A 21308-nucleotide genomic window follows, 5' to 3' on the forward strand; every position below is an offset into this window, starting at 1 on the left:
CGCGCGCTCAGCGCGTGAGGACCAGGTTGGTGCGGTGGATCATCTCCGGTTCGGCCATGTAGCCGAGCAGCTTCTCGATCTCGGTCGAGGGCTTGCGGCACAGCAGGCGCGCCTCGGCGCTGGCGTAGTTCGCCAGGCCGCGCGCGATCTCGGCACCGTCCGGGCCGCGCACGGCGATCACCTCGCCGCGCGAGAACTCGCCCTCCACGGCCGTCATCCCGATCGGCAGCAGGCTCTTGCCTTCGCGCACCAGCTTGGCGACGGCGCCCGGGTCCACCAGCACCGCACCCCGCAACTGCAGGTGATCGGCCATCCAGCGCTTGCGTGCCTGGCTTTTCTGCGTCGGCGCCACCAGGAGGGTGCCTATGCCCTCGCCGCCGGCCAGCCGCAACAGCGCGTCGGGTTCGCGGCCCCAGGCGATGACGGTCGATGCGCCCGAGCGCGCGGCTCGCCGGGCCGCCAGGATCTTGGTGATCATGCCGCCCTTGCCGATGCCGGAACCGGCGCCCCCAGCCATGGCCTCCAGCGCGGGATCGCCGGCGCGGCCGACGTGGACGAATTGCGCCCCGGGGTCGTGGCGCGGATCGGCGGTGTACAGCCCGCGCTGGTCGGTCAGGATCACCAGCAGGTCGGCTTCCACCAGGTTGGCCACGAGCGCGCCCAGCGTGTCGTTGTCGCCGAACTTGATCTCGTCGTTGACGACGGTGTCGTTCTCGTTGATCACCGGCAGCACGCCGAGCGACAGCAGCGTCAGCAGGGTGGACCGTGCGTTGAGGTAGCGCTCGCGGTCGGCCAGGTCGGCGTGCGTGAGCAGCACCTGGGCCGAACCGAGGCCGTTCTCGCGCAGCTTGGTCTCGTACATCTGCGCCAGGCCCATCTGGCCGACCGCGGCCGCGGCCTGCAGTTCGTTCAGCTCGCGCGGCCTCGCCCGCCAGCCGAGCCGCTTCATGCCTTCGGCAACGGCGCCGCTGGACACCATGATCAGCTCGCGGCCCTCGCGTGCCAACGCCGCCAGCTGGCGGCACCACTCGCCGATGGCGCCCTCGTCCAGCCCGCGGCCCTCGTTGGTCACCAGGCTGGAGCCGACCTTCACGACGATGCGGCGCGCCCCCTTCAGGAGTTGGGCGTGCCCGGACCTGGGGCTATCCTGGACGGCAGTCATTCCGGGTCCTTTCCGTCCGGGCGCGATGCGAAGCGCGGGTCGACTTCGGGCTGCCCCTGCGCCTGCTCCTCGAGCCGGCGGGCGTGCAGGTGCTGGAAGGCGGCCTGGACCAGTTCGTCGCAGCCTTCCCGGGTCAGCGCCGAGATGCGGAACACCGGGCCCTTGTAGCGCAGTCGGCGCACGAAATCCTTCACCAGCGCCTCGCGGTCGGCAGCCGGCACCATGTCGATCTTGTTCAGCACCAGCCAGCGCGGCTTGTCGTACAGGGCCTTGTCGTACTTCTTCAGCTCCGCGACGATGGCCTTGGCCTGCGCGACCGGATCGACCGCCTCGTCGAAGGGCGCCACGTCGACGAGGTGGAGCAGCAGGCGGGTGCGCTGCAGGTGGCGCAGGAACTGGTGGCCCAGGCCGGCCCCCTCCGACGCGCCCTCGATCAACCCGGGCACGTCGGCCACCACGAAGCTCTGCTCCGGCCCCACGCGCACCACGCCCAGGTTGGGGTGCAGCGTCGTGAACGGGTAGTCGGCGATCTTGGGCCGGGCGTTGGAGATCGCGGCGATCAGGGTCGACTTGCCGGCATTGGGCATGCCGAGCAGGCCCACGTCGGCCAGCACCTTGAGTTCGAGCTTCAGGCTCTTCTTCTCGCCCGGCCAGCCCGGCGTCTTCTGCCGCGGCGCCCGGTTGATCGAGCTCTTGAAGCGCATGTTGCCGAAGCCGCCGTCGCCGCCCTTGGCCAGGACGATCGTCTCGCCGGGGGTCAGCAGTTCGTGCAGCACCTCGCCGGTCTCGGCGTCGCTGACGATGGTGCCCACCGGCATCTTCAGCGTGATGTCGGCGCCGGCGGCCCCGAACATGTCCGAGCCCATGCCGTGCTCGCCGCGCCTGGCCTCGTGGCGGCGGGAATAGCGGTAGTCGACCAGCGTGTTGAGGTTGGGGTCCGCCACGGCATAGACGTGGCCGCCGCGGCCGCCGTCGCCGCCGTTGGGGCCGCCGAACTCCTTGTACTTCTCGTGCCGGAAGGAGACGCAGCCGTTCCCCCCGTCGCCGGCGGCCACGTCGATGAAGGCTTCGTCCACGAATTTCATGCGGGAGGTTCCAGGAAGGGGTTCAACAAAAAGGCCCTGCGCTTGCGACGCAGGGCCTTCGTTGCCGGAAAGCCTGGCGGCTTACGCCGGGACCACGTTGACCGTGTGCTTGTTCAGTGCGCCCTTGGTGGCGAACTGGACGCGCCCGTCGACCAGCGCGAAGAGAGTGTGGTCACGACCCACGCCGACATTGGTGCCGGCGTGGAACTTGGTGCCGCGCTGGCGAACGATGATGGAGCCGGCGCTGATCAGTTCACCGCCGAACGCCTTCACGCCGAGCATCTTGGGCTGGGAATCCCGCCCGTTGCGCGTAGAGCCGCCGCCTTTTTTCTGTGCCATTTCAAACTCCGGTGATCAGGCCGCGATGGCGCCGATCTGCAGCTCGGTGAACTGCTGGCGGTGCCCCTGGCGCTTCTGGTAGTGCTTGCGGCGGCGCATCTTGAAGATGCGCACCTTGTCGTGCTTGCCGTGGGCCACTACCGTGGCCTTGACGGTGGCGCCGGACACCAGGGGCGTGCCGATCTTCAGGTCGCTGCCGTTGCCGACAGCCAGCACCTGGTCGATCACGATTTCCTGGCCTACGTCCGCAGCAATCTGTTCTACTTTGATCTTTTCGCCGGAGGCAACGCGATACTGCTTGCCGCCGGTTTTTATGACCGCGTACATGTGAGACCTCTCGATATCGGGAAATCACCTCCGGGACGGATTTCCCGGGGAGCCTGCGACTATACCATGGTTGGCGGTCACTAACCCGCCTGGGCTTCCACGCCGGGCCTGCAGCCCGTCCCGCTTCCTATAATCCCGCGGCAACCGACGGACCCGCCTTGACTGATCCAGCAGCCCGCACCGCCTCGGTGCTCTCCCTGATCGCCGACGACATGCAGGAGGTCGATGCGGTCATCGCCAGGCGCCTCGATTCCGGGGTGCCGCTGGTCGGCCAGGTCTCCCGCTACATCATTTCCGCCGGCGGCAAGCGCCTGCGGCCCGCCCTGCTGCTGCTGGTCAGCGCCGCGCTCGGGTGCAAGAGCCCGCAGCGCTTCAACCTGGCCGCCGTCGTCGAATTCATCCACACGGCCACGCTGCTGCACGACGACGTGGTGGACGGCTCCACCCTGCGCCGGGGCCGGGCCACCGCCAACGAGAGCTTCGGCAACCCGGCCAGCGTGCTGGTGGGAGACTTCCTGTACTCGCGCGCCTTCCAGATGATGCTGGACGCCAACGACATGCGGGTGATGGCGATCCTCGCCGAGGCGACCAACGTCATCGCCGAGGGCGAGGTCCTGCAACTGATGAACATGCACGACGCCGCGCTCGACGAAGCGGGCTACCTGCGCGTGATCCGCTCCAAGACAGCCAAGCTGTTCGAGGCCAGCGCCCGCCTCGGCGCCGTGCTGGCGGGGGCGCCGCCCGAGCTGGAGCAGGCCTGCACCGAGTACGGCCAGGCGCTGGGCACCGCCTTCCAGGTGATCGACGACGTGCTGGACTACGACGGCGACGCCCACGAGATGGGCAAGAACCTCGGGGACGACCTGCGCGAGGGCAAGGCCACGCTGCCGCTGATCGCCGCCATGGAACGGGGTTCGGTGGCGCAGCGCGACCTGATCCGGCACGCCATCGAGAACGGCGCCACCCAGGAACTGGAGGCGATCGTTGCGGTGGTGCGCGAGACCGGCGCCCTGGAGGTCACCCGCGCCGCCGCCGCCGCCGAGGCGCGACGCGCAATCGCGTGTGCGCAGCGCCTGCCGCGCAATGACTGCTCCGAGGGTTTGGTACAATTGGCGGCTCAGCTGCTCGAGCGTCGCAATTGATCCGCAGGATCAGGCCGCAGGCTCCCGCGAGTGGCCGATCGGGGTGTAGCTTAGCCTGGTAGAGCGCTACGTTCGGGACGTAGAGGCCGGAGGTTCGAATCCTCTCACCCCGACCAGTTTTCCCTTCCCTCCCGTGATTTCCTGCGCGGCCACGCCGCGCCCCGGCGACCGTCTTCGCGTCCGGCACCACACGCAAGATTTACACCGGTTGGGCTTTAGGCGATGATCAGCTGGCTGCCCCTCGCCTCGGCAGGAGACCCCCCGCTGACACTCACCGATGGCCGCTGTCGACCCCGCACTCACCGATACCCCGTCCATGGCCCTGCCCGGGCTGGCACGCACGCTGGTCTCGGCCGGCAAGCTGGGGCAGAAGTCGGCCGAGGAGCTCTACCGCAAGGCGCAGGCCGCCCGCACCAGCTTCATTGCCGAGCTGACCGGCTCCGGTGCGGTCTCGCCGGCGGACCTGGCGCACACCATGTCGGTTTCCTACGGCGCACCGCTGCTGGACCTGGACGCGGTGGACGTGCAGCGCCTGCCGAAGAACCTGCTGGACCTGAAGCTGTGCCAGGCCTTCCGGGTGGTGGTGCTGTCCAAGCGCAACAACCGGCTGATCGTCGCCACCGCCGATCCGTCCGACCAGCAGGCTGCCGACAAGATCAAGTTCGCCACCCAGATGGGCGTGGACTGGGTCATCGCCGAGTACGACAAGCTGTCCCGGATGGTCGAGGCCAACGCCACCAGCGCGACCCAGGCCATGGAGAGCATCGTCGGCGAGGACTTCGAGTTCGACGAATCGACCATGGACGAATCGGTGGTCGACGAGGACGAGAAGTCCTCGGGCGGCTCCGAAGTCGACGATGCACCGGTCGTCAAGTTCCTGCACAAGATGCTGCTGGACGCCTTCAGCATGCGGGCCTCGGACCTGCACTTCGAGCCCTACGAGCACACCTACCGCGTCCGCTTCCGCATCGACGGCGAGCTGCGCGAGATCGCCTCGCCGCCGATCGCCATCAAGGACAAGCTCGCCTCGCGCATCAAGGTCATCTCGCGGATGGACATCTCCGAGAAGCGGGTGCCGCAGGACGGGCGGATGAAGCTCAAGGTCGGCCCGGACCGGGTGATCGACTTCCGGGTCAGCACGCTGCCCACCCTGTTCGGCGAGAAGATCGTGATCCGGATCCTGGACCCGAGCAGCGCCAAGCTGGGCATCGATGCGCTCGGCTACGAACCCGAGGAGAAGGAGCGGCTGCTCAACGCCATCAACCGGCCCTACGGCATGGTGCTGGTCACGGGGCCCACCGGCTCGGGCAAGACGGTGTCGCTCTACACCTGCCTGAACATCCTGAACAAGCCCGGCGTCAACATCTCGACCGCCGAGGACCCGTCCGAAATCAACCTGCCGGGCGTCAACCAGGTCAACGTCAACGACAAGGCGGGGCTCACCTTCGCCGCCGCGCTCAAATCCTTCCTGCGGCAGGACCCGGACGTCATCATGGTGGGCGAAATCCGCGACCTGGAGACCGCCGACATCGCCATCAAGGCCGCGCAGACCGGCCACCTGGTGCTCTCCACCCTGCACACCAACGACGCGCCGACCACGCTGACGCGGATGCGCAACATGGGCATCGCGCCGTTCAACATCGCCTCCAGCGTCATCCTGATCACCGCGCAGCGGCTGGCCCGGCGCCTGTGCGTCAACTGCAAGCAGCCGGCGGACATCCCGCACGAGACGCTGATCGAGGCCGGGTTTTCCGAGGAGGAGGTCGACGGCACCTGGACGCCCTATCGTCCGGTCGGCTGTCCCGCGTGCAACAACGGCTACAAGGGGCGCGTCGGCATCTACCAGGTGATGCCGATCAGCGAGGAGATCCAGCGGATCATCCTGCGCGACGGCAGCTCCATGGAGATCGCCGCGCAGGCCCGGGCCGAAGGCGTGAGGAGCCTGCGCCAGTCGGGGCTGCACAAGGTCCGGCTGGGCATGACCTCGCTCGAGGAAGTGCTCGGCTGCACGAACGATTAGCCGCAGACAAGGACAAGAGGAGTAGCCCTTCATGGCGACGGCAACAGCAGGCAAGGTCACGGAGTTCGTCTTCGAATGGGAGGGCCGCGACCGCAACGGCAAGCAGGTGCGCGGCGAGACGCGCGCCGCCGGCGAGAACCAGGTCCAGGCCGCGCTGCGCCGGCAGGGCATCACGCCCAGCAAGATCAAGAAGCGCCGCATGCGCGCCGGCCAGAAGATCAAGCCGAAGGACATCGCGATCTTCACTCGCCAGCTTGCCACCATGATGAAGGCCGGCGTGCCGCTGCTGCAGGCCTTCGACATCGTCGGCCGCGGCAATGCCAATGCCAGCGTGGCCAAGCTGCTCAACGACATCCGCACCGACGTGGAGACCGGCACCTCCCTGTCGGCCGCGTTCCGCAAGTACCCGCTGTACTTCGACAACCTGTACTGCAACCTGGTCGAGGCCGGCGAGGCGGCCGGTATCCTGGAGACGCTGCTCGACCGGCTGGCGGTCTACATGGAGAAGACCGAGGGCATCAAGTCCAAGATCAAGTCGGCCCTGATGTACCCGATCTCGGTGGTGGTGGTCGCCTTCATCGTGGTGACGGTGATCATGATCTTCGTGATCCCGGCCTTCAAGCAGGTGTTCACCTCCTTCGGCGCCGACCTGCCGGCACCCACGCTGTTCGTGATGGGCGTGAGCGAGTATTTCGTCCAGTACTGGTGGCTGATCTTCGGCGTCATCGGCGGCGGGTTCTACTTCTTCATGCAGGCCTGGAAGCGCAACGAGAAGGTCCAGATGTTCATGGACCGGCTGATGCTCAAGCTGCCGGTGTTCGGCGACCTGGTCTACAAGTCGGTGATCGCGCGGTGGACCCGCACGCTCGCCACCATGTTCGCGGCCGGCGTGCCGCTGGTGGAGGCGCTCGACTCGGTGGGCGGCGCTTCCGGCAACTCGGTCTACCAGACGGCCACCGAGAAGATCCAGCAGGAAGTGTCCACCGGCACCAGCCTGACGGCGGCCATGACCAACGTGAACGTGTTCCCGAGCATGGTGCTGCAGATGTGCGCCATCGGCGAGGAATCCGGCTCCATCGACCACATGCTGGGCAAGGCGGCCGACTTCTACGAATCCGAGGTCGACGACATGGTCGCCGGCCTGTCCAGCCTGATGGAGCCGATCATCATCGTGTTCCTCGGCGGCCTGATCGGCGGCATCGTGGTCTCGATGTACCTGCCCATCTTCAAGCTCGGCGCGGTCGTCTGATGCTGCCGCTGGAAGCGGGCGCCGCGCTGGCCGGCGTCCTGGGGCTGCTGGTGGGCAGCTTCCTCAACGTCGTCATCTACCGCCTGCCGAAGATGCTGGAGCGCCAGTGGGCGGCCGAATGTGCCGAACTGGCCGGCCAGGCCCCGGCCGCGGCCGAGCCGTTCGACCTGATGCGGCCGCGCTCACGCTGTCGCAACTGCGGCCACGCGATCCGCTGGTACGAGAACATCCCGGTGCTGAGCTACCTGGTCCTGCGCGGCAAGTGCTCCTCCTGCGGCACCCCGATCGGTATGCGCTACCCCCTGGTGGAACTCGCCACCGCAGGGCTGTTCGCCTTCTGCGCATGGAAGTGGGGCATCACCTGGGCGGCGCTGGCCTGGTGCGGGTTCGCGGCCGCCCTGCTGGCGCTGGCGCTGATCGACTGGGATACCACGCTGCTGCCCGACGACATCACCTTGCCGCTGGTGTGGGCCGGCCTGATCGGGGCCGCGCTGCGCTGGAACGGGCTGACGCTGCAGCAATCGCTGTGGGGCGCGGTGGCGGGCTATCTGTCCCTGTGGCTGGTCTACAAAGGCTTCAAGCTGCTCACGGGCAAGGAAGGCATGGGCTACGGCGACTTCAAGCTGTTCGCCGCGCTGGGTGCCTGGTTCGGCTGGCAGGCGCTGGTCCCCATCGTGCTCATGGCCTCGGTGATCGGCGCGATCATCGGCATCGCCATGAAATTCGCGGGCGGCCTGCGCGAAGGCGGCGTCATTCCCTTCGGGCCCTTCCTAGCCGGCGCCGGCCTCACGGCGCTGGTGTTCGGCCCCTCGGCCATCCTGCGCCTGATCGGGCTGTAGCCATGGCCGCGATGCGCATCGGCCTGACCGGCGGCATCGGCAGCGGCAAGAGCACGGTGCTGCAGCTGCTGTCGGCACTGGGGGCCGCCGCCATCGATGCCGACGCGATCTCGCGCGCGAGCACCGCCGCCGGCGGTGCGGCCATCCCGGCGATCGGTGCCCACTTCGGCCCGGACTTCATCACCGCCGACGGCGCGCTCGACCGCGAACGCATGCGCGCGCACGTCTACGCGCAGCCGCAGGCCCGGCGCGAACTGGAGGCCATCGTCCATCCGCTGGTGGGCGCCGAGACGGCACGCCAGGTCGAAGTGGCGCTGACCGCTGGCGCGCGCTGCATCGTGTTCGACATTCCGCTGCTGGTGGAGTCGGGCCGCTGGCGCCGGCAGGTGGACCGGGTGCTGGTGGTCGACTGCCTGCCGGCGACGCAGGTGGCCCGCGTGGTGGCGCGCAGCGCACTCGAGCCCGCGCAGGTGCAGGCCATCATCGCGGCGCAGGCTCCGCGCGCGCTGCGCCTGGCCGCCGCCGACACGGTGATCTTCAACGACGGCCTGTCGCTGGCCGAACTCGATGTGCAGGTCCGGCAGGCGGCCAGGGCCTTCGGGCTATGATGGCGCGTCCGCGAATGCCCCCCACCCTGCCGCCCGCGTGATCCTCTACGAGTACCCGTTCAACGAACGAATCCGGACCTACCTGCGGCTGGAACACCTGTTCCGCCGACTTGGCGAACTGGTCCTCCGCGAGCACCCGCTCGACCACCACTACGCACTGGCCACCCTCTTCGAGGTGATGGACGTGGCGGCCCGCGCCGACCTCAAGTCCGACCTGATGAAGGACCTGGAGAAGCAGAAGACCATCCTCAACGGCTACCGCGGCAATCCCGCGATCGCAGAGGCCGTGCTGGATGAGGTGGTCGCCGACCTGGACACCTGCTTCTCGGCGCTGAACAGCCAGCCGGGCAAGGCCGGCCAGTCCCTGACCGACAACGAGTGGCTGATGGGCATCCGCAGCCGCATCGGCATTCCCGGCGGCACCTGCGAATTCGACCTGCCCGGCTACTACGCCTGGCAGCAACTCGACGCGCCGACCCGCCAGGCCGACCTGGGCCGCTGGGCCCGCTGCCTGGGGCCGCTGGCCGAGTCGGTGCACCTGCTGCTCAAGCTGCTGCGCGATTCGGGCACGGCGCAGAAGGTGATGGCAGTGGACGGCCATTTCCAGCAGACGCTGCCGCAGGGCCGCAGCTTCCAGTTGCTGCGCCTGCGCATCGATCCGACCCTGCAGCTGGTTCCCGAGATCAGCGGCAACCGCCTGATGGTGTCGGTGCGCCTGATGCGCCAGGAAGGCAGCGACCGGATGCATCCCAGCCACGAAAATGCGGGTTTCGAACTGACCCTGTGTTCCTGAGCATGGCAAGCGAGAGCGGCAGGACGACGCCGCGGCGGGTCGTGAAGTGCCCGCAGTGCGGCCGCAACAGCGTGTACGCCCCCAGCAACCCCTACCGGCCCTTCTGCAGCGAGCGTTGCAAGAGCCTGGACCTGGGTGCGTGGGCGAGCGAGGGCTTCCGCCTCCCGGACGAAACGCCCCCGGACGACCAGCCCTTCGGCGATCCGAAACTGCAGTGAGCCTCAGCCGGCCGAATGGGTGTCGCCCGTGAAGCCGCGCTCCTGCGCGAACCACTGCAACACCGGCACCGTGCCGGGCAGCACCGGCCGCACTTGCACCGGCAGCGACTCCCAGGAGCAACGCTGGCCTTCGTGCATCTGCAGCTCGCCGGTCCAGTCGTACACCTTGCAGAAGTTCAGCCGCACCAGCGCGTGCGGGTAGTCGACACGTTCGATGCGCCAGGGGTGCACCGCGCCGATCACCAGCCCGATTTCCTCGATCAGCTCGCGCCGCAGTGCGGCCTCGACCGTCTCGCCCGGTTCGACCTTGCCGCCCGGGAATTCCCAGTAGCCGGCGTAGACCTTGCCCTCGGGCCGGCTGGTGAGCAGGAAGCGCCCGTCCGCTCGCACCAGCACGCCGACGGCGACTTCCACTTCCTTGCGGTCGGGGCCGCCTTCGCGCGGCCGGTCGCCGTCGGCGACCAGCACCCCCGTCATGAGGCCGGGTGCCGGCCGGCCCAGTCGCGTGCGAACTGGTAGGCCACGCGGCCGCTGCGCGAGCCGCGCTCGAGCGCCCACACCAGCGCCTCGGCGCGCGCCGCCTCGATCGCGGGGCGCGCCACGCCGAAGGACGACAGCCATTGCGCCGTGATCGCGAGGTACTCGTCCTGGGTGAAGGGATAGAAGCTGACCCACAGCCCGAACCGCTCGGACAGCGAGATCTTCTCCTCCACCACCTCGCCCGGATGGACCTCGCCGTCGTCGGTGTGGGTGTAGCTGAGGTTCTCCTTCATGTACTCGGGCAGCAGGTGGCGCCGGTTGCTGGTGGCATAGACCAGCAGGTTGGGCGTGGCCGCCGCCACCGAGCCGTCGAGGATGGACTTGAGCGCCTTGTAGCCGGGTTCGCCTTCCTCGAAGCTGAGGTCGTCGCAGAACACGATGAACTTCTCCGGCCGGCCGGCGACCAGGTCCACGATGTCGGGCAGGTCCGTCATGTCCGCCTTGTCCACCTCGATCAGCCGCAGTCCCTGGGGCGCGTACTCGTTCAGGCAGGCCTTGATCAGCGACGACTTGCCGGTGCCGCGCGCACCGGTCAGCAGCACGTTGTTGGCGGGCTGGCCGGTCACGAACTGTTGCGTGTTGCGCTGGATGCGCTCCTTCTGCGCGTCAATCTCCTTCAGGTCCGTGAGGCGGATGTCGGCGACGTGCCGCACTGGATCCAGCGTGCCGTGCCCCGACGAGCGCCGGCGATAGCGCCAGGCGATGGCGCCGTCCCATGGCGGCGCTGCCAGCGGGCCCGGCAGGATCGCTTCCAGGCGATCGAGCAGGCGGCCGGCGCGCTCGAGCAGCAGGTCCAGCTTGTCGCTCATGAGCGGTAGTCCGCGTTGATGCTCACGTAGTCGTGGCTGAGGTCGCAGGTCCAGATCGTGTCCACCGCCGCACCGCGGCCCAGGCCCACGCGCACCGTGATCTCGGACTGCTTCATCACGCGCTGGCCGTCCTCCTCGCGGTACGCCGGGTTGCGCCCGCCCCGGTGCGCGACGTGCACGTCGTCCAGCCACAGGTCGATGGCGGTCTGGTCCAGGTCGTCGATGCCGGCGTAGCCCACGGCCGCGAGGATGCGGCCGAGGTTGGGATCGCTGGCGAAGAACGCCGTCTTGACCAGCGGCGAGTGCGCGATCGCATAGCCGACCTGCCGGCATTCGTCGGCGGTGCGGCCGCCCTCGACCCGCACGGTGATGAACTTGGTCGCGCCCTCGCCGTCGCGCACGATGGCCTGCGCCAGTTGGCGCGCGACCTGCAGCATCGCCTCCTTCAACGCACGGCCTTCCGCGCTGTCCAGCGAGGTGATGGGCAGGTGGGCGGCCTTGTTGGTCGCCATGACGATGAAGGAGTCGTTGGTCGAGGTGTCGCCGTCCACCGTCACGCGGTTGAACGAGCCGTCGGCCAGCTCCTGCGCCAGTTGCTGCAACAGCGGCTGCGCCACGCAGGCGTCGGTGGCCATGAACCCCAGCATGGTGGCCATGTTGGGGCGGATCATGCCCGCGCCCTTGCTGATGCCGGTGATCGCCACGTCCGCCGCACCGATGCGAACCGACGTGCTGGCCGCCTTGGCCACGGTGTCGGTGGTCATGATGCCCTCGGCGGCGCGCAGCCAGTGGTCCGGCGCGGCATCGGCCAGCGCGGCGGGCAGCCCGGCCTCGATGCGGTCCACGGGCAGCGGCTCCATGATGACGCCGGTGGAGAACGGCAGCACCTGCCTGGAGGAGACGCCGAGCCGCTGCGCCAGCGCATCGCAGGTCGCTCGCGCGCGCGCCAGTCCGTCTTCGCCCGTGCCCGCATTGGCATTGCCGGTGTTGACCACCAGCGCACGGATGTCGCCCTCGGCCAGGTGCTCGCGGCAGACCTGCACGGGTGCGGCGCAGAAGCGGTTGCGGGTGAAGACGCCGGCCACGCCGGCGCCGGGCTCCAACAGGAACACCGTCAGGTCCTTGCGGTTGGCCTTGCGCACGCCCGCTTCGGCCACGCCGATGGAAAGCCCGGGCACGGGCCGGAGGTCGCCCGCGATCGGGGCGGAGAGGTTCACTGCCATGGTTTCTTCCGGATCGAAAGCAATCAGTTCTGCCGCCAGGGCAGCCCGCGCAGGCGCCAGCCACCCTTGCTCCCGCGATGGCCGTTCTCGTCGGCATCGCCCTCGAAGCCTTCGAGGATGTTGTAGGCCTCGAGCCCCAGCTCGGTGGCCCGCCGCGCCGCGGCGGCCGATCGCGCGCCGCTGCGGCACAGCAGCACGGCCTTCTTGCCGGCAGGTACTGCTGCGCGCAAACCAGCATCGAAATCCGGGTTCGGTGACATGCCGGGCCACTGCTTCCAGGCCAGAGCGACGGCGCCGGGGATGTACCCGACCCACTCGCGCTCGGCGTCGCTGCGGACGTCGACCAGCACGGCGTCGCCCTTGCGCCACCAGTCGTAGGCAACGGCCGGGGGTATGTCACCGGCATAGCCGCGGGCCGGCCGGGGCGCTGGCGACTCGCCCGGCGATGGTGATCGGTTGGACTCTTCCATGGTGTCGATTCCGATTCTGCCAGCGCCCGCGGTACGCGACGGCGCGCCAGGCAAATGCCGAAGCTGGCAGCAGGCTGACGAGGTGGGCCCGTCGCGCACTCGGCGAGGCTCATCCTTTAGGGAATAAGTATGAAGCGCAGCGCCAAGGCGCAACACCTCTCCGTGAAAACCCTCTCAAACGGTGACAGTCCCGGCTTCAAAGATAGCCGGTCGATCAACCAGACACACTGGACAGGAGACTGCAGATGACCACACCCAGCATCCCCACCCGTCGCCGCCTGCTCAAGGGCGCTGCGGTCGCCGCCGGCGCCACCGTGACCGCCCCCATGGTCATGGCGCAGACGGCACCGGCATCGTTCCGGTTCCAGAGCACCTGGCCCTCGAAGGACATCTTCCACGAGTACGCACAGGACTTCGCCAAGAAGGTCAATGACATGGCCGGCGGCAAGCTCAAGATCGAGGTGCTGCCCGCCGGCGCCGTGGTGCCCGCGTTCCAGCTGCTCGAAGCCGTCAACAAGGGCACGCTCGACGGTGGCCACGGCGTGGTGGCCTACCACTATGGCAAGAACTCCGCCCTCGCGCTGTGGGGTTCGGGCCCGGCCTTCGGCATGGACCCCAACATGGTGCTGGCATGGCACTACTACGGCGGCGGCAAGGCGCTGCTGGAGGAGATCTACAAGGCCATCAACATGGACGTGGTCTCGTACCTGTACGGTCCGATGCCGGTGCAGCCGCTGGGCTGGTTCCGCAAGCCCGTCTCGAACGTCTCGCAGCTCAAGGGCTTGAAATTCCGCACCGTCGGCTTGGCGGTGGACGTGTTCAACGAACTGGGCGTGGCGGTCAACCCCCTGCCCGGTGGCGAGATCGTGCCGGCCCTCGATCGCGGCCTTCTCGACGCGGCCGAGTTCAACAACTCCTCGTCGGACCGCGTGCTGGGCTTCCCCGACGTGGCCAAGAACTGCATGCTCCAAAGCTTCCACCAGTCCGGCGAGCAGTTCGAGATCCTGTTCAACAAGGCCAAGTACAACGCGCTGCCGGCGGAACTCAAGTCCATCATCGACTACGGCGTGCAGGCCGCCAGTGCCGACATGAGCTGGAAGGCGATCGACCGCAACTCCAAGGACTACATCGACCTCAAGACGAAGGACAAGGTCAATTTCTACAAGACGCCCGACTCCATCCTGCGCGCGCAGCTGGACGCCTGGGACAAGGTCACGGCCAAGAAGGCGGCGGAGAACCCGCACTTCAAGAAGGTGATGGACTCGCAGCGCGCCTTCGCCCAGCGGGCCGGCCAGTGGCAGAACGACTACACGGTGGACTTCCGCATGGCCTACAACCGCTACTTCGGCAAGGGCGCCAAGAAGTCCTGATCGCCCCCTAGCGGGCCAGTCCAGAGGGCGGCTGCAACCACAGCCGCCCTTTGCGTGTCTGGACCTCCGCGCCAACGTCCAAAGGGACAACCGATGCAAAGACTCCTGCTGGCGATCGACCGGCTGTCCACCTGGGTGGGACAGCTGTTCGCCTGGCTCATCGTTTCGCTGACCGTGATGATTTCCTGGGAGGTGTTCTCCCGCTATGCGCTGGGGCAGCCGCACGGCTGGATGCTGGACGCGCAGATCATGCAGTACGGCGTGCTGTTCATGATGGCCGGCGCCTACACCCTGGCCAAGGACGGCCACGTCCGCGGCGACGTGCTGTACGGCTTCTTCCGCCCACGCACCCAGGCCACGCTGGACCTGCTGCTGTACATCGTCTTCTTCCTGCCCGGGGTGGTCGCCCTGACCTGGGCCGGCTGGATCTACTTCACCGAGTCGCTCGCCATCCGCGAGACGACCTTCAACGCAGACCCGCTGCCGGTCTATCCCTTCAAGTTCTTCATCTCGGTGGCCGGCGCCATCCTGCTGCTGCAGGGATTCGTGGAGATCGCCCGCTGCGTGATCTGCCTGCGTGACGGCGAATGGCCTTCCCGTGGCGAGGACGTGGAGGAAGTCGACGTCGAGAAGCTCAAGGCCATGGTCCACGCCGATGATGCCTCGGTCAACCCGGACGAGCGCGGTGGAACCGTTGCGGCGCCTCCCGCCGAAAGGGGTTCGCTGTGAAGATTCGCAAGGAACTCTGGTTCGGCTTCAGCCTGATGGGGCTGATCGTCGCGGCCGCCCTCTACATGCTGGTCAGCGTCGACCAGATCGAGCGCGGCCACATCGGCCTGCTGATGCTGTCGCTGGTGGTCGTGGCCATCATGCTGGGCTTCCCCACCGCCTTCACGCTGATGGGGATGGGCATGATCTTCACTTGGCTGGCGTACGGGCGGAACACCACCCACACGCTGGACTTGATGGTGCAGGCCGCCTACAAGACCATGGCCAACGACGTGCTGATCGCGGTGCCTCTGTTCGTGTTCATGGGCTACCTGGTCGAACGGGCCAACCTGATCGAGAAGCTGTTCCGCAGCATCCACCTCATGCTGGTGCGCCTGCCGGGCGCCCTGTCGGTGGCGACGATCGTCACCTGCGCCATCTTCGCGACCGCCACCGGCATCGTGGGTGCCGTGGTGACGCTGATGGGGCTGCTGGCGATGCCGGCCATGCTGCGGGCCGGCTACAGCATCCAGCTGACGGCCGGCTCGATCACAGCCGGCGGCTGCCTGGGCATCCTGATCCCGCCCTCGGTGCTGCTGATCGTGTATGGCGCCACGGCCGGTGTGTCCGTGGTGCAGTTGTATGCCGGCGCCTTCTTCCCCGGGATCATGCTGGCCGGCCTGTACGTGCTCTACGTGGTGATCCTGGCCAAGCTCAAGCCTTCGCTGGCGCCGCCGCTGTCGGCCGAAGACCGGGTGGTCCCCCTGCCCCCGCTCACGCAGAAGATCACCCGGGCCGATGGCAGCCAGCCGGCCGTCAAGGGCCTGCTCGCCGCGCTCAAGGGGCGCCGCAACCAGGACGTGCCGACCGGCTACCTGCTGCGCCAGCTGTTCATGGCGCTGCTGCCGGCCCTGCTGTTCGCGCTGGTGGCCGTCTGGACCTATCGCAGCGTGACCGAGCCGGACGCCGCCGAAGTCGCGATAGAGGGCCTGACGCGCATGGGCGAGTCGCCGGCGATCGAACGCAGCGCGGGCGGCCTGCAGGAGCCTCCCGGCGCCGAATCCGGCGGACTCCAGGAACCGCCGTCCGCCGATGAAGGCGTGAAGGAACCGGCTGCGGAGGGTGTGCAGGAACCGCCCAGTGAGGATGCCGAGGCGTCCAGCGACGAGGGCGTGAAGGAACCGCCGGGTGGCGACGAGGCCGCGGCACCCGCCGCCGGTGCGGACGTCCGCGAGCCACCGGGCGGCGACGGCGTTCAAGAACCCCCGGGCGCCGGAGGCTCGGCAGCCGCCACCGACGGCGGTGCGGCCGCGGCGGCCATCGAAGCCCCTATGGGCTACTGGGTCGGAGTCGGCGTGGGCGCTGCCCTGCTCGCCGTGTACTACGCCCTGCTCAGCTTTGCGCGCCTCGAGATCTTCAAGATGCTGCTGACCAGCTTCTTCCCGCTGGTCATCCTGATCCTGGCGGTGCTGGGCTCCATCGTGCTGGGCCTGGCCACGCCGACGGAAGCGGCGGCGGTGGGTGCGCTGGGCGGCTTCGTGCTGGCCCTGGCCTACCGCCAGTTCTCGCTGCCGATGCTCAGGGAAAGCGTGTACCTCACGGCCAAGACCTCGGCCATGGTGTGCTGGCTGTTCGTCGGCTCGGCCATCTTCTCGGCCGCCTTCGCCCTGCTGGGCGGACAGGAGCTGGTCGAGCGCTGGGTGCTGTCGATGGACCTGACCCAGACCCAGTTCCTGGTGCTCACGCAGCTGATCATCTTCGTGCTGGGCTGGCCGCTGGAGTGGACCGAGATCATCGTGATCTTCATGCCGATCTTCATCCCGCTGCTGGACAACTTCGGCGTCGACCCGCTGTTCTTCGGGCTGCTGGTGGCGCTGAACCTGCAGACGGCCTTCCTGTCGCCGCCGGTGGCCATGTCGGCCTTCTACCTGAAGGGCGTCTCGCCGCCGCACGTCACGCTCAACCAGATCTTCCTGGGCATGATGCCCTTCATGGGCATCCAGGTCATCGCGATCGTGATGCTCTACATCTGGCCGCAGATCGGCCTGTGGCTGCCGTCGGTGCTGTACGCGCGCTGACGGCCCGGGCACGGGGAAATCGCGAAGGCGGTTTCCCCGTGAATCAATTGACGTTGACGTAAACGTCAATTAGGCTCGGGGGTTCCTGGAGACCCCCAATGACCGACCTGTCCGCCGAGTTCAAGGCGCTGGCCAGCTATCGCCCCACCCACAAGGTCCGCTTCGTCACGGCAGCCAGCCTGTTCGACGGGCACGACGCCGCCATCAACATCATGCGCCGCATCCTGCAGGGGATGGGCGCCGAGGTGATCCACCTCGGGCACAACCGCAGCGTCGACGACGTCGTCACCGCGGCGCTGCAGGAGGACGTGCAGGGTATCGCCGTGAGTTCGTACCAGGGCGGCCACGTCGAGTACTTCAAGTACATGGTCGACCTGCTGCAGCAGCGCGGCGGCGCCCACATCCAGGTCTTCGGCGGCGGCGGCGGCGTGATCGTGCCGGCCGAGATCCGCGAACTGCAGGCCTACGGCGTCACCCGCATCTACAGCCCGGAAGACGGCCAGCGCATGGGCCTGCAGGGCATGATCGGCGAGATGGTCATGCGCTGCGACAAGGACCTCGCCGCGCATGCCCCCAAGGACGCCGCGGCCGTGCAGGGCCACCAGGACGCGAACTGGCGTGCGCTGGCACAGCTGATCACGGCGCTGGAGAACGGCTCGGCGGACGCGCGCCTGATGGAGGACCTGCGCAAGCAGGCGGCGCAGCGGCAGGTCCCGGTGCTGGGCATCACGGGCACCGGCGGCGCCGGCAAGTCCTCGCTCACCGATGAACTCATCCGTCGCCTGCGCCTGGACCAGGACGACCGACTGCGGGTGGCGGTGATCTCGATCGATCCTTCGCGGCGCAAGAGCGGCGGTGCCCTGCTGGGCGACCGCATCCGCATGAACGCCATCGGTCCGTGGCGGCAGGGCCCGCGCATCTTCATGCGCTCGCTCGCCACGCGCGACTTCGGCAGCGAGATCTCGGCCGCGCTGCCGGACGTGGTCACGGCCTGCAAGGCCGCCGGCTTCGACCTGGTGATCGTCGAGACCTCCGGCATCGGCCAGGGCGACGCCGCCATCGTGCCGCTGGTGGACGTGCCCATGTACGTCATGACGCCCGAGTTCGGCGCCGCCAGCCAGCTCGAGAAGATCGACATGCTGGACTTCGCCGAGTTCGTGGCGATCAACAAGTTCGACCGCAAGGGCGCGCAGGACGCCCTGCGCGACGTCGCCAAGCAGGTCCAGCGCAACCGCGAGGCCTTCGGCAAGCGGCCGGAGGAAATGCCGGTGTACGGCACCATGGCGGCGCGCTTCAACGACGACGGCGTCACCGCGCTGTTCCAGGCGCTCAAGCCGCGGCTGCAGGAGTTGGGACTGCAGCTGCAGGAAGGCCGCCTTCCGGTGGCCGGCGTGCGCCACAGCACCAACCAGACGCCCATCGTGCCGGCTGCGCGCACGCGCTACCTGGCCGAGATCAGCGACAGCGTGCGCGGCTACAAGAAGCGTGCGCGCGAGCAGGCGAAGCTCGCCCGCGAGATCCAGCAGCTGGAGGCGGCCGCCCGGATGCTGCAGGTGGACAAGCCCGATCGCGCCCAGGCCGCCGAAGCCACGATCGACCTGGCCCGCAGCCGCAAGGAACGGCTGGACCGCGATGCGCAGCAGCTGCTGCAGCAGTGGCCCGACATGCGCAAGGCCTACGCGGGCGACGAATACGTGGTGAAGATCCGCGACAAGGAGATCCGCACCGCCCTGACCACGAAGTCGCTCTCGGGCACCACCATCCGAAAGGTGGTCCTGCCGTCCTTCGAGGACCACGGCGAGATCCTCAAGTGGCTGATGCTGGACAACGTGCCCGGCAGCTACCCCTACACCGCCGGCACCTTCGCCTTCAAGCGCGAGAACGAGGACCCCACGCGCATGTTCGCCGGCGAGGGCGACGCCTTCCGCACCAACCGGCGCTTCAAGCTGCTGTCCGAAGGCATGCCGGCCAAGCGCCTGTCGACGGCGTTCGACTCCGTCACGCTGTACGGCAACGACCCGGACGAGCGGCCCGACATCTACGGCAAGGTGGGCAACTCCGGCGTGTCGATCGCGACGCTGGACGACATGAAGGTGCTGTATTCGGGCTTCGACCTGTGCAGCCCCAGCACCTCGGTGTCCATGACCATCAACGGGCCGGCGCCGACCATCCTGGCGATGTTCATGAACACCGCCATCGACCAGCAGCTGGACAAGTTCAAGGCCGACAACGGCCGCGAGCCGACGCCGACCGAGGCGGCCAAGATCCGCGAATGGGTGCTGGCCAACGTGCGCGGCACGGTGCAGGCCGACATCCTGAAGGAAGACCAGGGCCAGAACACCTGCATCTTCTCCACCGAGTTCAGCCTGAAGGTGATGGGCGACATCGCCGAATACTTCGTGCACCACAACGTGCGCAACTTCTATTCGGTGTCGATCTCGGGCTACCACATCGCCGAAGCGGGCGCCAACCCGATCAGCCAGCTGGCCTTCACGCTGTCGAACGGCTTCACGCTGGTGGAGGCCTACCTGGCGCGCGGCATGCACATCGACGACTTCGCGCCCAACCTGTCGTTCTTCTTCTCGAACGGCATGGACCCGGAGTACACGGTGATGGGCCGCGTGGCACGGCGCATCTGGGCGGTGGCGATGAAGGAGAAGTACGGCGCCAACGAGCGCAGCCAGAAGCTCAAGTACCACATCCAGACCTCCGGCCGCAGCCTGCACGCGCAGGAGATCCAGTTCAACGACATCCGCACCACGCTGCAGGCGCTGATCGCGATCTACGACAACTGCAACTCGCTGCACACCAACGCGTTCGACGAGGCGATCACCACGCCGACCGAGGACAGCGTGCGGCGCGCCATGGCGATCCAGCTGATCATCAACCGCGAGTGGGGACTGGCGAAGAACGAGAACCCGAACCAGGGCAGCTTCATCATCGAGGAACTCACCGAGCTGGTGGAAGAGGCGGTGCTGGCCGAGTTCGAGCGGATCGCCGAGCGCGGGGGCGTGCTCGGCGCGATGGAGACCGGCTACCAGCGCGGGCGCATACAGGACGAGAGCCTGCACTACGAGATGCTCAAGCACACCGGGGAACTGCCGATCATCGGCGTCAACACCTTCCGCAACCCCCACGGCGACCCCATCCCCGAGAAGCTGGAACTGGCCCGCTCGACCGAGGAGGAGAAGCGCAGCCAGCTCTCGCGCCTGCAGGATTTCCACGCCCGCAACGAGGGCAATGCGCCGGCCATGCTGCGCCGGCTGCAGGAGGCGGTGATCGCCAACGGCAACGTCTTCGAGGTCCTGATGGACGCCGTGCGCGTCTGCTCGCTCGGCCAGATCACCTCGGCGCTGTTCGAAGTCGGGGGGCAGTACCGGCGCAACATGTGATCGACGCCGCCGCGCTTGCGGGCCGCCTGCGCCGCCCGCGGGGCGAGCTCGTCACCACGCAAAACTACTTAAGGTTTTCCCCGCTTTCGGGCCGCAACGCAGCTCCCTAGCATTCGACTTTTGTCACCGGCTGGAATCCGGCTGGCGCTGGAGGAGTCTGCATTGCCGGGTGAGATCATTCTCGAGACGAAGGGACTGACCAAGGAGTTCAAGGGCTTCGTGGCCGTCGACAACGTCGACCTCCAGGTCCGTCGCGGCGACATCCATGCGCTGATCGGCCCCAACGGCGCCGGCAAGACCACCTTCTTCAACCTGCTGACCAAGTTCCTGCCGCCGACCCGCGGCAGCATCGTCTACCAGGGTGTGGACATAACGAACGAGCAGCCGGCGCAGACTGCGCGCCGCGGCATCGTGCGCTCGTTCCAGATCTCGGCGGTGTTCCCGCACATGACGGTGCTGGAGAACGTCCGCGCGGCCCTGCAGCGCAACCTCGGGACCTCGTTCCATTTCTGGAAGCCCGAGAAATCGCTGTTCCACCTGCACGACCGGGCACGGCAGCTGCTGGCCGAGGTGGACCTGCAGGACTTCGCCGGCGAGCTCACCGTCAACCTGCCCTACGGCCGCAAGCGCGCGCTGGAGCTGGCCACCACCATGGCACTGGAGCCCGACCTGATGCTGCTGGACGAGCCGACGCAGGGCATGGGCCACGAGGACGTGAGCCGGGTGACGCAGCTGATCAAGAAGGTGTCGGCCGGCCGCACCATCCTCATGGTCGAGCACAACATGAACGTGGTCTCCTCCATCGCCGACCGCATCACGGTGCTGCAGCGCGGCGCCGTGATCGCCGACGGCCCCTACTCGGAGGTCTCGCGCAACCCGCAGGTGATCGAGGCCTACATGGGCTCCGAGCAGACCGAACTGCAGGGGGCGCACTGA

Annotated in this window: 20 protein-coding genes and 1 tRNA gene; 13 read left to right on the forward strand and 8 right to left on the reverse strand. The window is 68.0% G+C overall.

All coding sequences use genetic code 11. From position 1 onward, the window contains the following. Nucleotides 1-7: 7 nt before the first annotated feature. The 4 genes from proB to rplU form a co-directional block, all read right to left on the reverse strand. Nucleotides 8-1162 carry a glutamate 5-kinase gene (proB, locus tag VEC03_RS02360; protein ID WP_324912524.1) on the reverse strand — a complete coding sequence of 385 codons (1155 nt, stop codon included), beginning with the start codon at nt 1160-1162 and terminating at the stop codon, nt 8-10. Continuing rightward, complete coding sequence (cgtA, locus tag VEC03_RS02365) at nt 1159-2247, reverse strand: Obg family GTPase CgtA (protein ID WP_324912525.1); 1089 nt, start codon at nt 2245-2247, stop codon at nt 1159-1161. The genes proB and cgtA overlap by 4 nt, the downstream gene beginning before the upstream one ends. 81 nt (nt 2248-2328) lie before the next feature. Beyond that, nucleotides 2329-2586 carry a 50S ribosomal protein L27 gene (gene rpmA / locus VEC03_RS02370; protein WP_324912526.1) on the reverse strand — a complete coding sequence of 86 codons (258 nt, stop codon included), beginning with the start codon at nt 2584-2586 and terminating at the stop codon, nt 2329-2331. Between the two features lie 15 nt (nt 2587-2601). After that, nucleotides 2602-2913, reverse strand: a complete 312-nt coding sequence (rplU, locus tag VEC03_RS02375) for a 50S ribosomal protein L21 (protein ID WP_271233406.1) — start codon at nt 2911-2913, stop codon at nt 2602-2604. Nucleotides 2914-3125: 212 nt separating this feature from the next. Between rplU and VEC03_RS02380 the strand changes: the two genes are divergently transcribed. The 8 genes from VEC03_RS02380 to VEC03_RS02415 all read left to right on the forward strand — a co-directional run bounded on the left by VEC03_RS02380 (nt 3126) and on the right by VEC03_RS02415 (nt 9782). After that, entirely contained in the window at nt 3126-4055 is a 930-nt protein-coding gene (locus VEC03_RS02380) for a polyprenyl synthetase family protein (protein ID WP_324912665.1), read from the forward strand. A gap of 39 nt (nt 4056-4094) precedes the next feature. Further along, nucleotides 4095-4171 (forward strand) — tRNA-Pro (locus VEC03_RS02385). A gap of 161 nt (nt 4172-4332) precedes the next feature. Then, nucleotides 4333-6075, forward strand: coding sequence for a type IV-A pilus assembly ATPase PilB (gene pilB, locus VEC03_RS02390; RefSeq protein ID WP_324912527.1), 1743 nt, complete (start codon nt 4333-4335; stop codon nt 6073-6075). 31 nt (nt 6076-6106) lie between these two features. Continuing rightward, a complete protein-coding gene (locus VEC03_RS02395) occupies nt 6107-7324 on the forward strand; it encodes a type II secretion system F family protein (RefSeq protein WP_324912528.1) in 1218 nt (405 codons plus the stop codon). Further along, a complete protein-coding gene (locus VEC03_RS02400) occupies nt 7324-8163 on the forward strand; it encodes an A24 family peptidase (RefSeq protein WP_324912529.1) in 840 nt (279 codons plus the stop codon). The genes VEC03_RS02395 and VEC03_RS02400 overlap by 1 nt, the downstream gene beginning before the upstream one ends. Nucleotides 8164-8165: 2 nt before the next feature. Beyond that, the gene (coaE, locus tag VEC03_RS02405; RefSeq protein ID WP_324912530.1) at nt 8166-8771 is read left to right on the forward strand and encodes a dephospho-CoA kinase; all 606 of its coding nucleotides are present in this window, start codon (nt 8166-8168) and stop codon (nt 8769-8771) included. A 37-nt stretch (nt 8772-8808) separates the two neighbouring features. Continuing rightward, nucleotides 8809-9564 (forward strand): cell division protein ZapD, encoded by a 756-nt coding sequence (zapD, locus tag VEC03_RS02410; protein WP_324912531.1) that lies wholly within the window; start codon nt 8809-8811, stop codon nt 9562-9564. A 2-nt stretch (nt 9565-9566) separates the two neighbouring features. Beyond that, nucleotides 9567-9782, forward strand: a complete 216-nt coding sequence (locus tag VEC03_RS02415; RefSeq protein ID WP_324912532.1) for a DNA gyrase inhibitor YacG — start codon at nt 9567-9569, stop codon at nt 9780-9782. Between the two features lie 3 nt (nt 9783-9785). Here VEC03_RS02415 and VEC03_RS02420 read toward each other — a convergent pair whose 3' ends face one another. Genes VEC03_RS02420 through VEC03_RS02435 form a run of 4 tightly spaced genes read right to left on the reverse strand, consistent with a single transcriptional unit; the run spans nt 9786 to nt 12824 of the window. Next, complete coding sequence (locus tag VEC03_RS02420; protein WP_324912533.1) at nt 9786-10259, reverse strand: NUDIX domain-containing protein; 474 nt, start codon at nt 10257-10259, stop codon at nt 9786-9788. Continuing rightward, the gene (locus VEC03_RS02425) at nt 10256-11131 is read right to left on the reverse strand and encodes an ATP-binding protein (protein ID WP_324912534.1); all 876 of its coding nucleotides are present in this window, start codon (nt 11129-11131) and stop codon (nt 10256-10258) included. The genes VEC03_RS02420 and VEC03_RS02425 overlap by 4 nt, the downstream gene beginning before the upstream one ends. After that, nucleotides 11128-12354, reverse strand: coding sequence for a bifunctional glutamate N-acetyltransferase/amino-acid acetyltransferase ArgJ (gene argJ / locus VEC03_RS02430; RefSeq protein WP_324912535.1), 1227 nt, complete (start codon nt 12352-12354; stop codon nt 11128-11130). The genes VEC03_RS02425 and argJ overlap by 4 nt, the downstream gene beginning before the upstream one ends. A 23-nt stretch (nt 12355-12377) precedes the next feature. After that, nucleotides 12378-12824 (reverse strand): rhodanese-like domain-containing protein, encoded by a 447-nt coding sequence (locus tag VEC03_RS02435; protein ID WP_324912536.1) that lies wholly within the window; start codon nt 12822-12824, stop codon nt 12378-12380. A 245-nt stretch (nt 12825-13069) separates the two neighbouring features. Here VEC03_RS02435 and VEC03_RS02440 point away from each other — a divergent pair, with 245 nt between their 5' ends. The 5 genes from VEC03_RS02440 to VEC03_RS02460 all read left to right on the forward strand — a co-directional run bounded on the left by VEC03_RS02440 (nt 13070) and on the right by VEC03_RS02460 (nt 21308). Beyond that, nucleotides 13070-14194, forward strand: coding sequence for a TRAP transporter substrate-binding protein (locus VEC03_RS02440; protein ID WP_324912537.1), 1125 nt, complete (start codon nt 13070-13072; stop codon nt 14192-14194). 93 nt (nt 14195-14287) lie between these two features. Then, on the forward strand, nt 14288-14923 hold the full coding sequence (locus VEC03_RS02445) for a TRAP transporter small permease subunit (protein ID WP_324912538.1): 636 nt from the start codon (nt 14288-14290) through the stop codon (nt 14921-14923). Continuing rightward, nucleotides 14920-16980, forward strand: coding sequence for a TRAP transporter large permease subunit (locus tag VEC03_RS02450; protein WP_324912539.1), 2061 nt, complete (start codon nt 14920-14922; stop codon nt 16978-16980). The genes VEC03_RS02445 and VEC03_RS02450 overlap by 4 nt, the downstream gene beginning before the upstream one ends. Nucleotides 16981-17078: 98 nt before the next feature. Then, nucleotides 17079-20372: a fused isobutyryl-CoA mutase/GTPase IcmF gene (gene icmF, locus VEC03_RS02455; protein WP_324912540.1), complete on the forward strand. Its 3294-nt coding sequence runs from the start codon at nt 17079-17081 to the stop codon at nt 20370-20372. Nucleotides 20373-20534: 162 nt separating this feature from the next. Then, entirely contained in the window at nt 20535-21308 is a 774-nt protein-coding gene (locus tag VEC03_RS02460) for an ABC transporter ATP-binding protein (RefSeq protein WP_324912541.1), read from the forward strand.

Origin of the sequence: Ramlibacter sp., assembly GCF_035627355.1 — a bacterium.
Lineage (GTDB): Bacteria > Pseudomonadota > Gammaproteobacteria > Burkholderiales > Burkholderiaceae_C > Ramlibacter.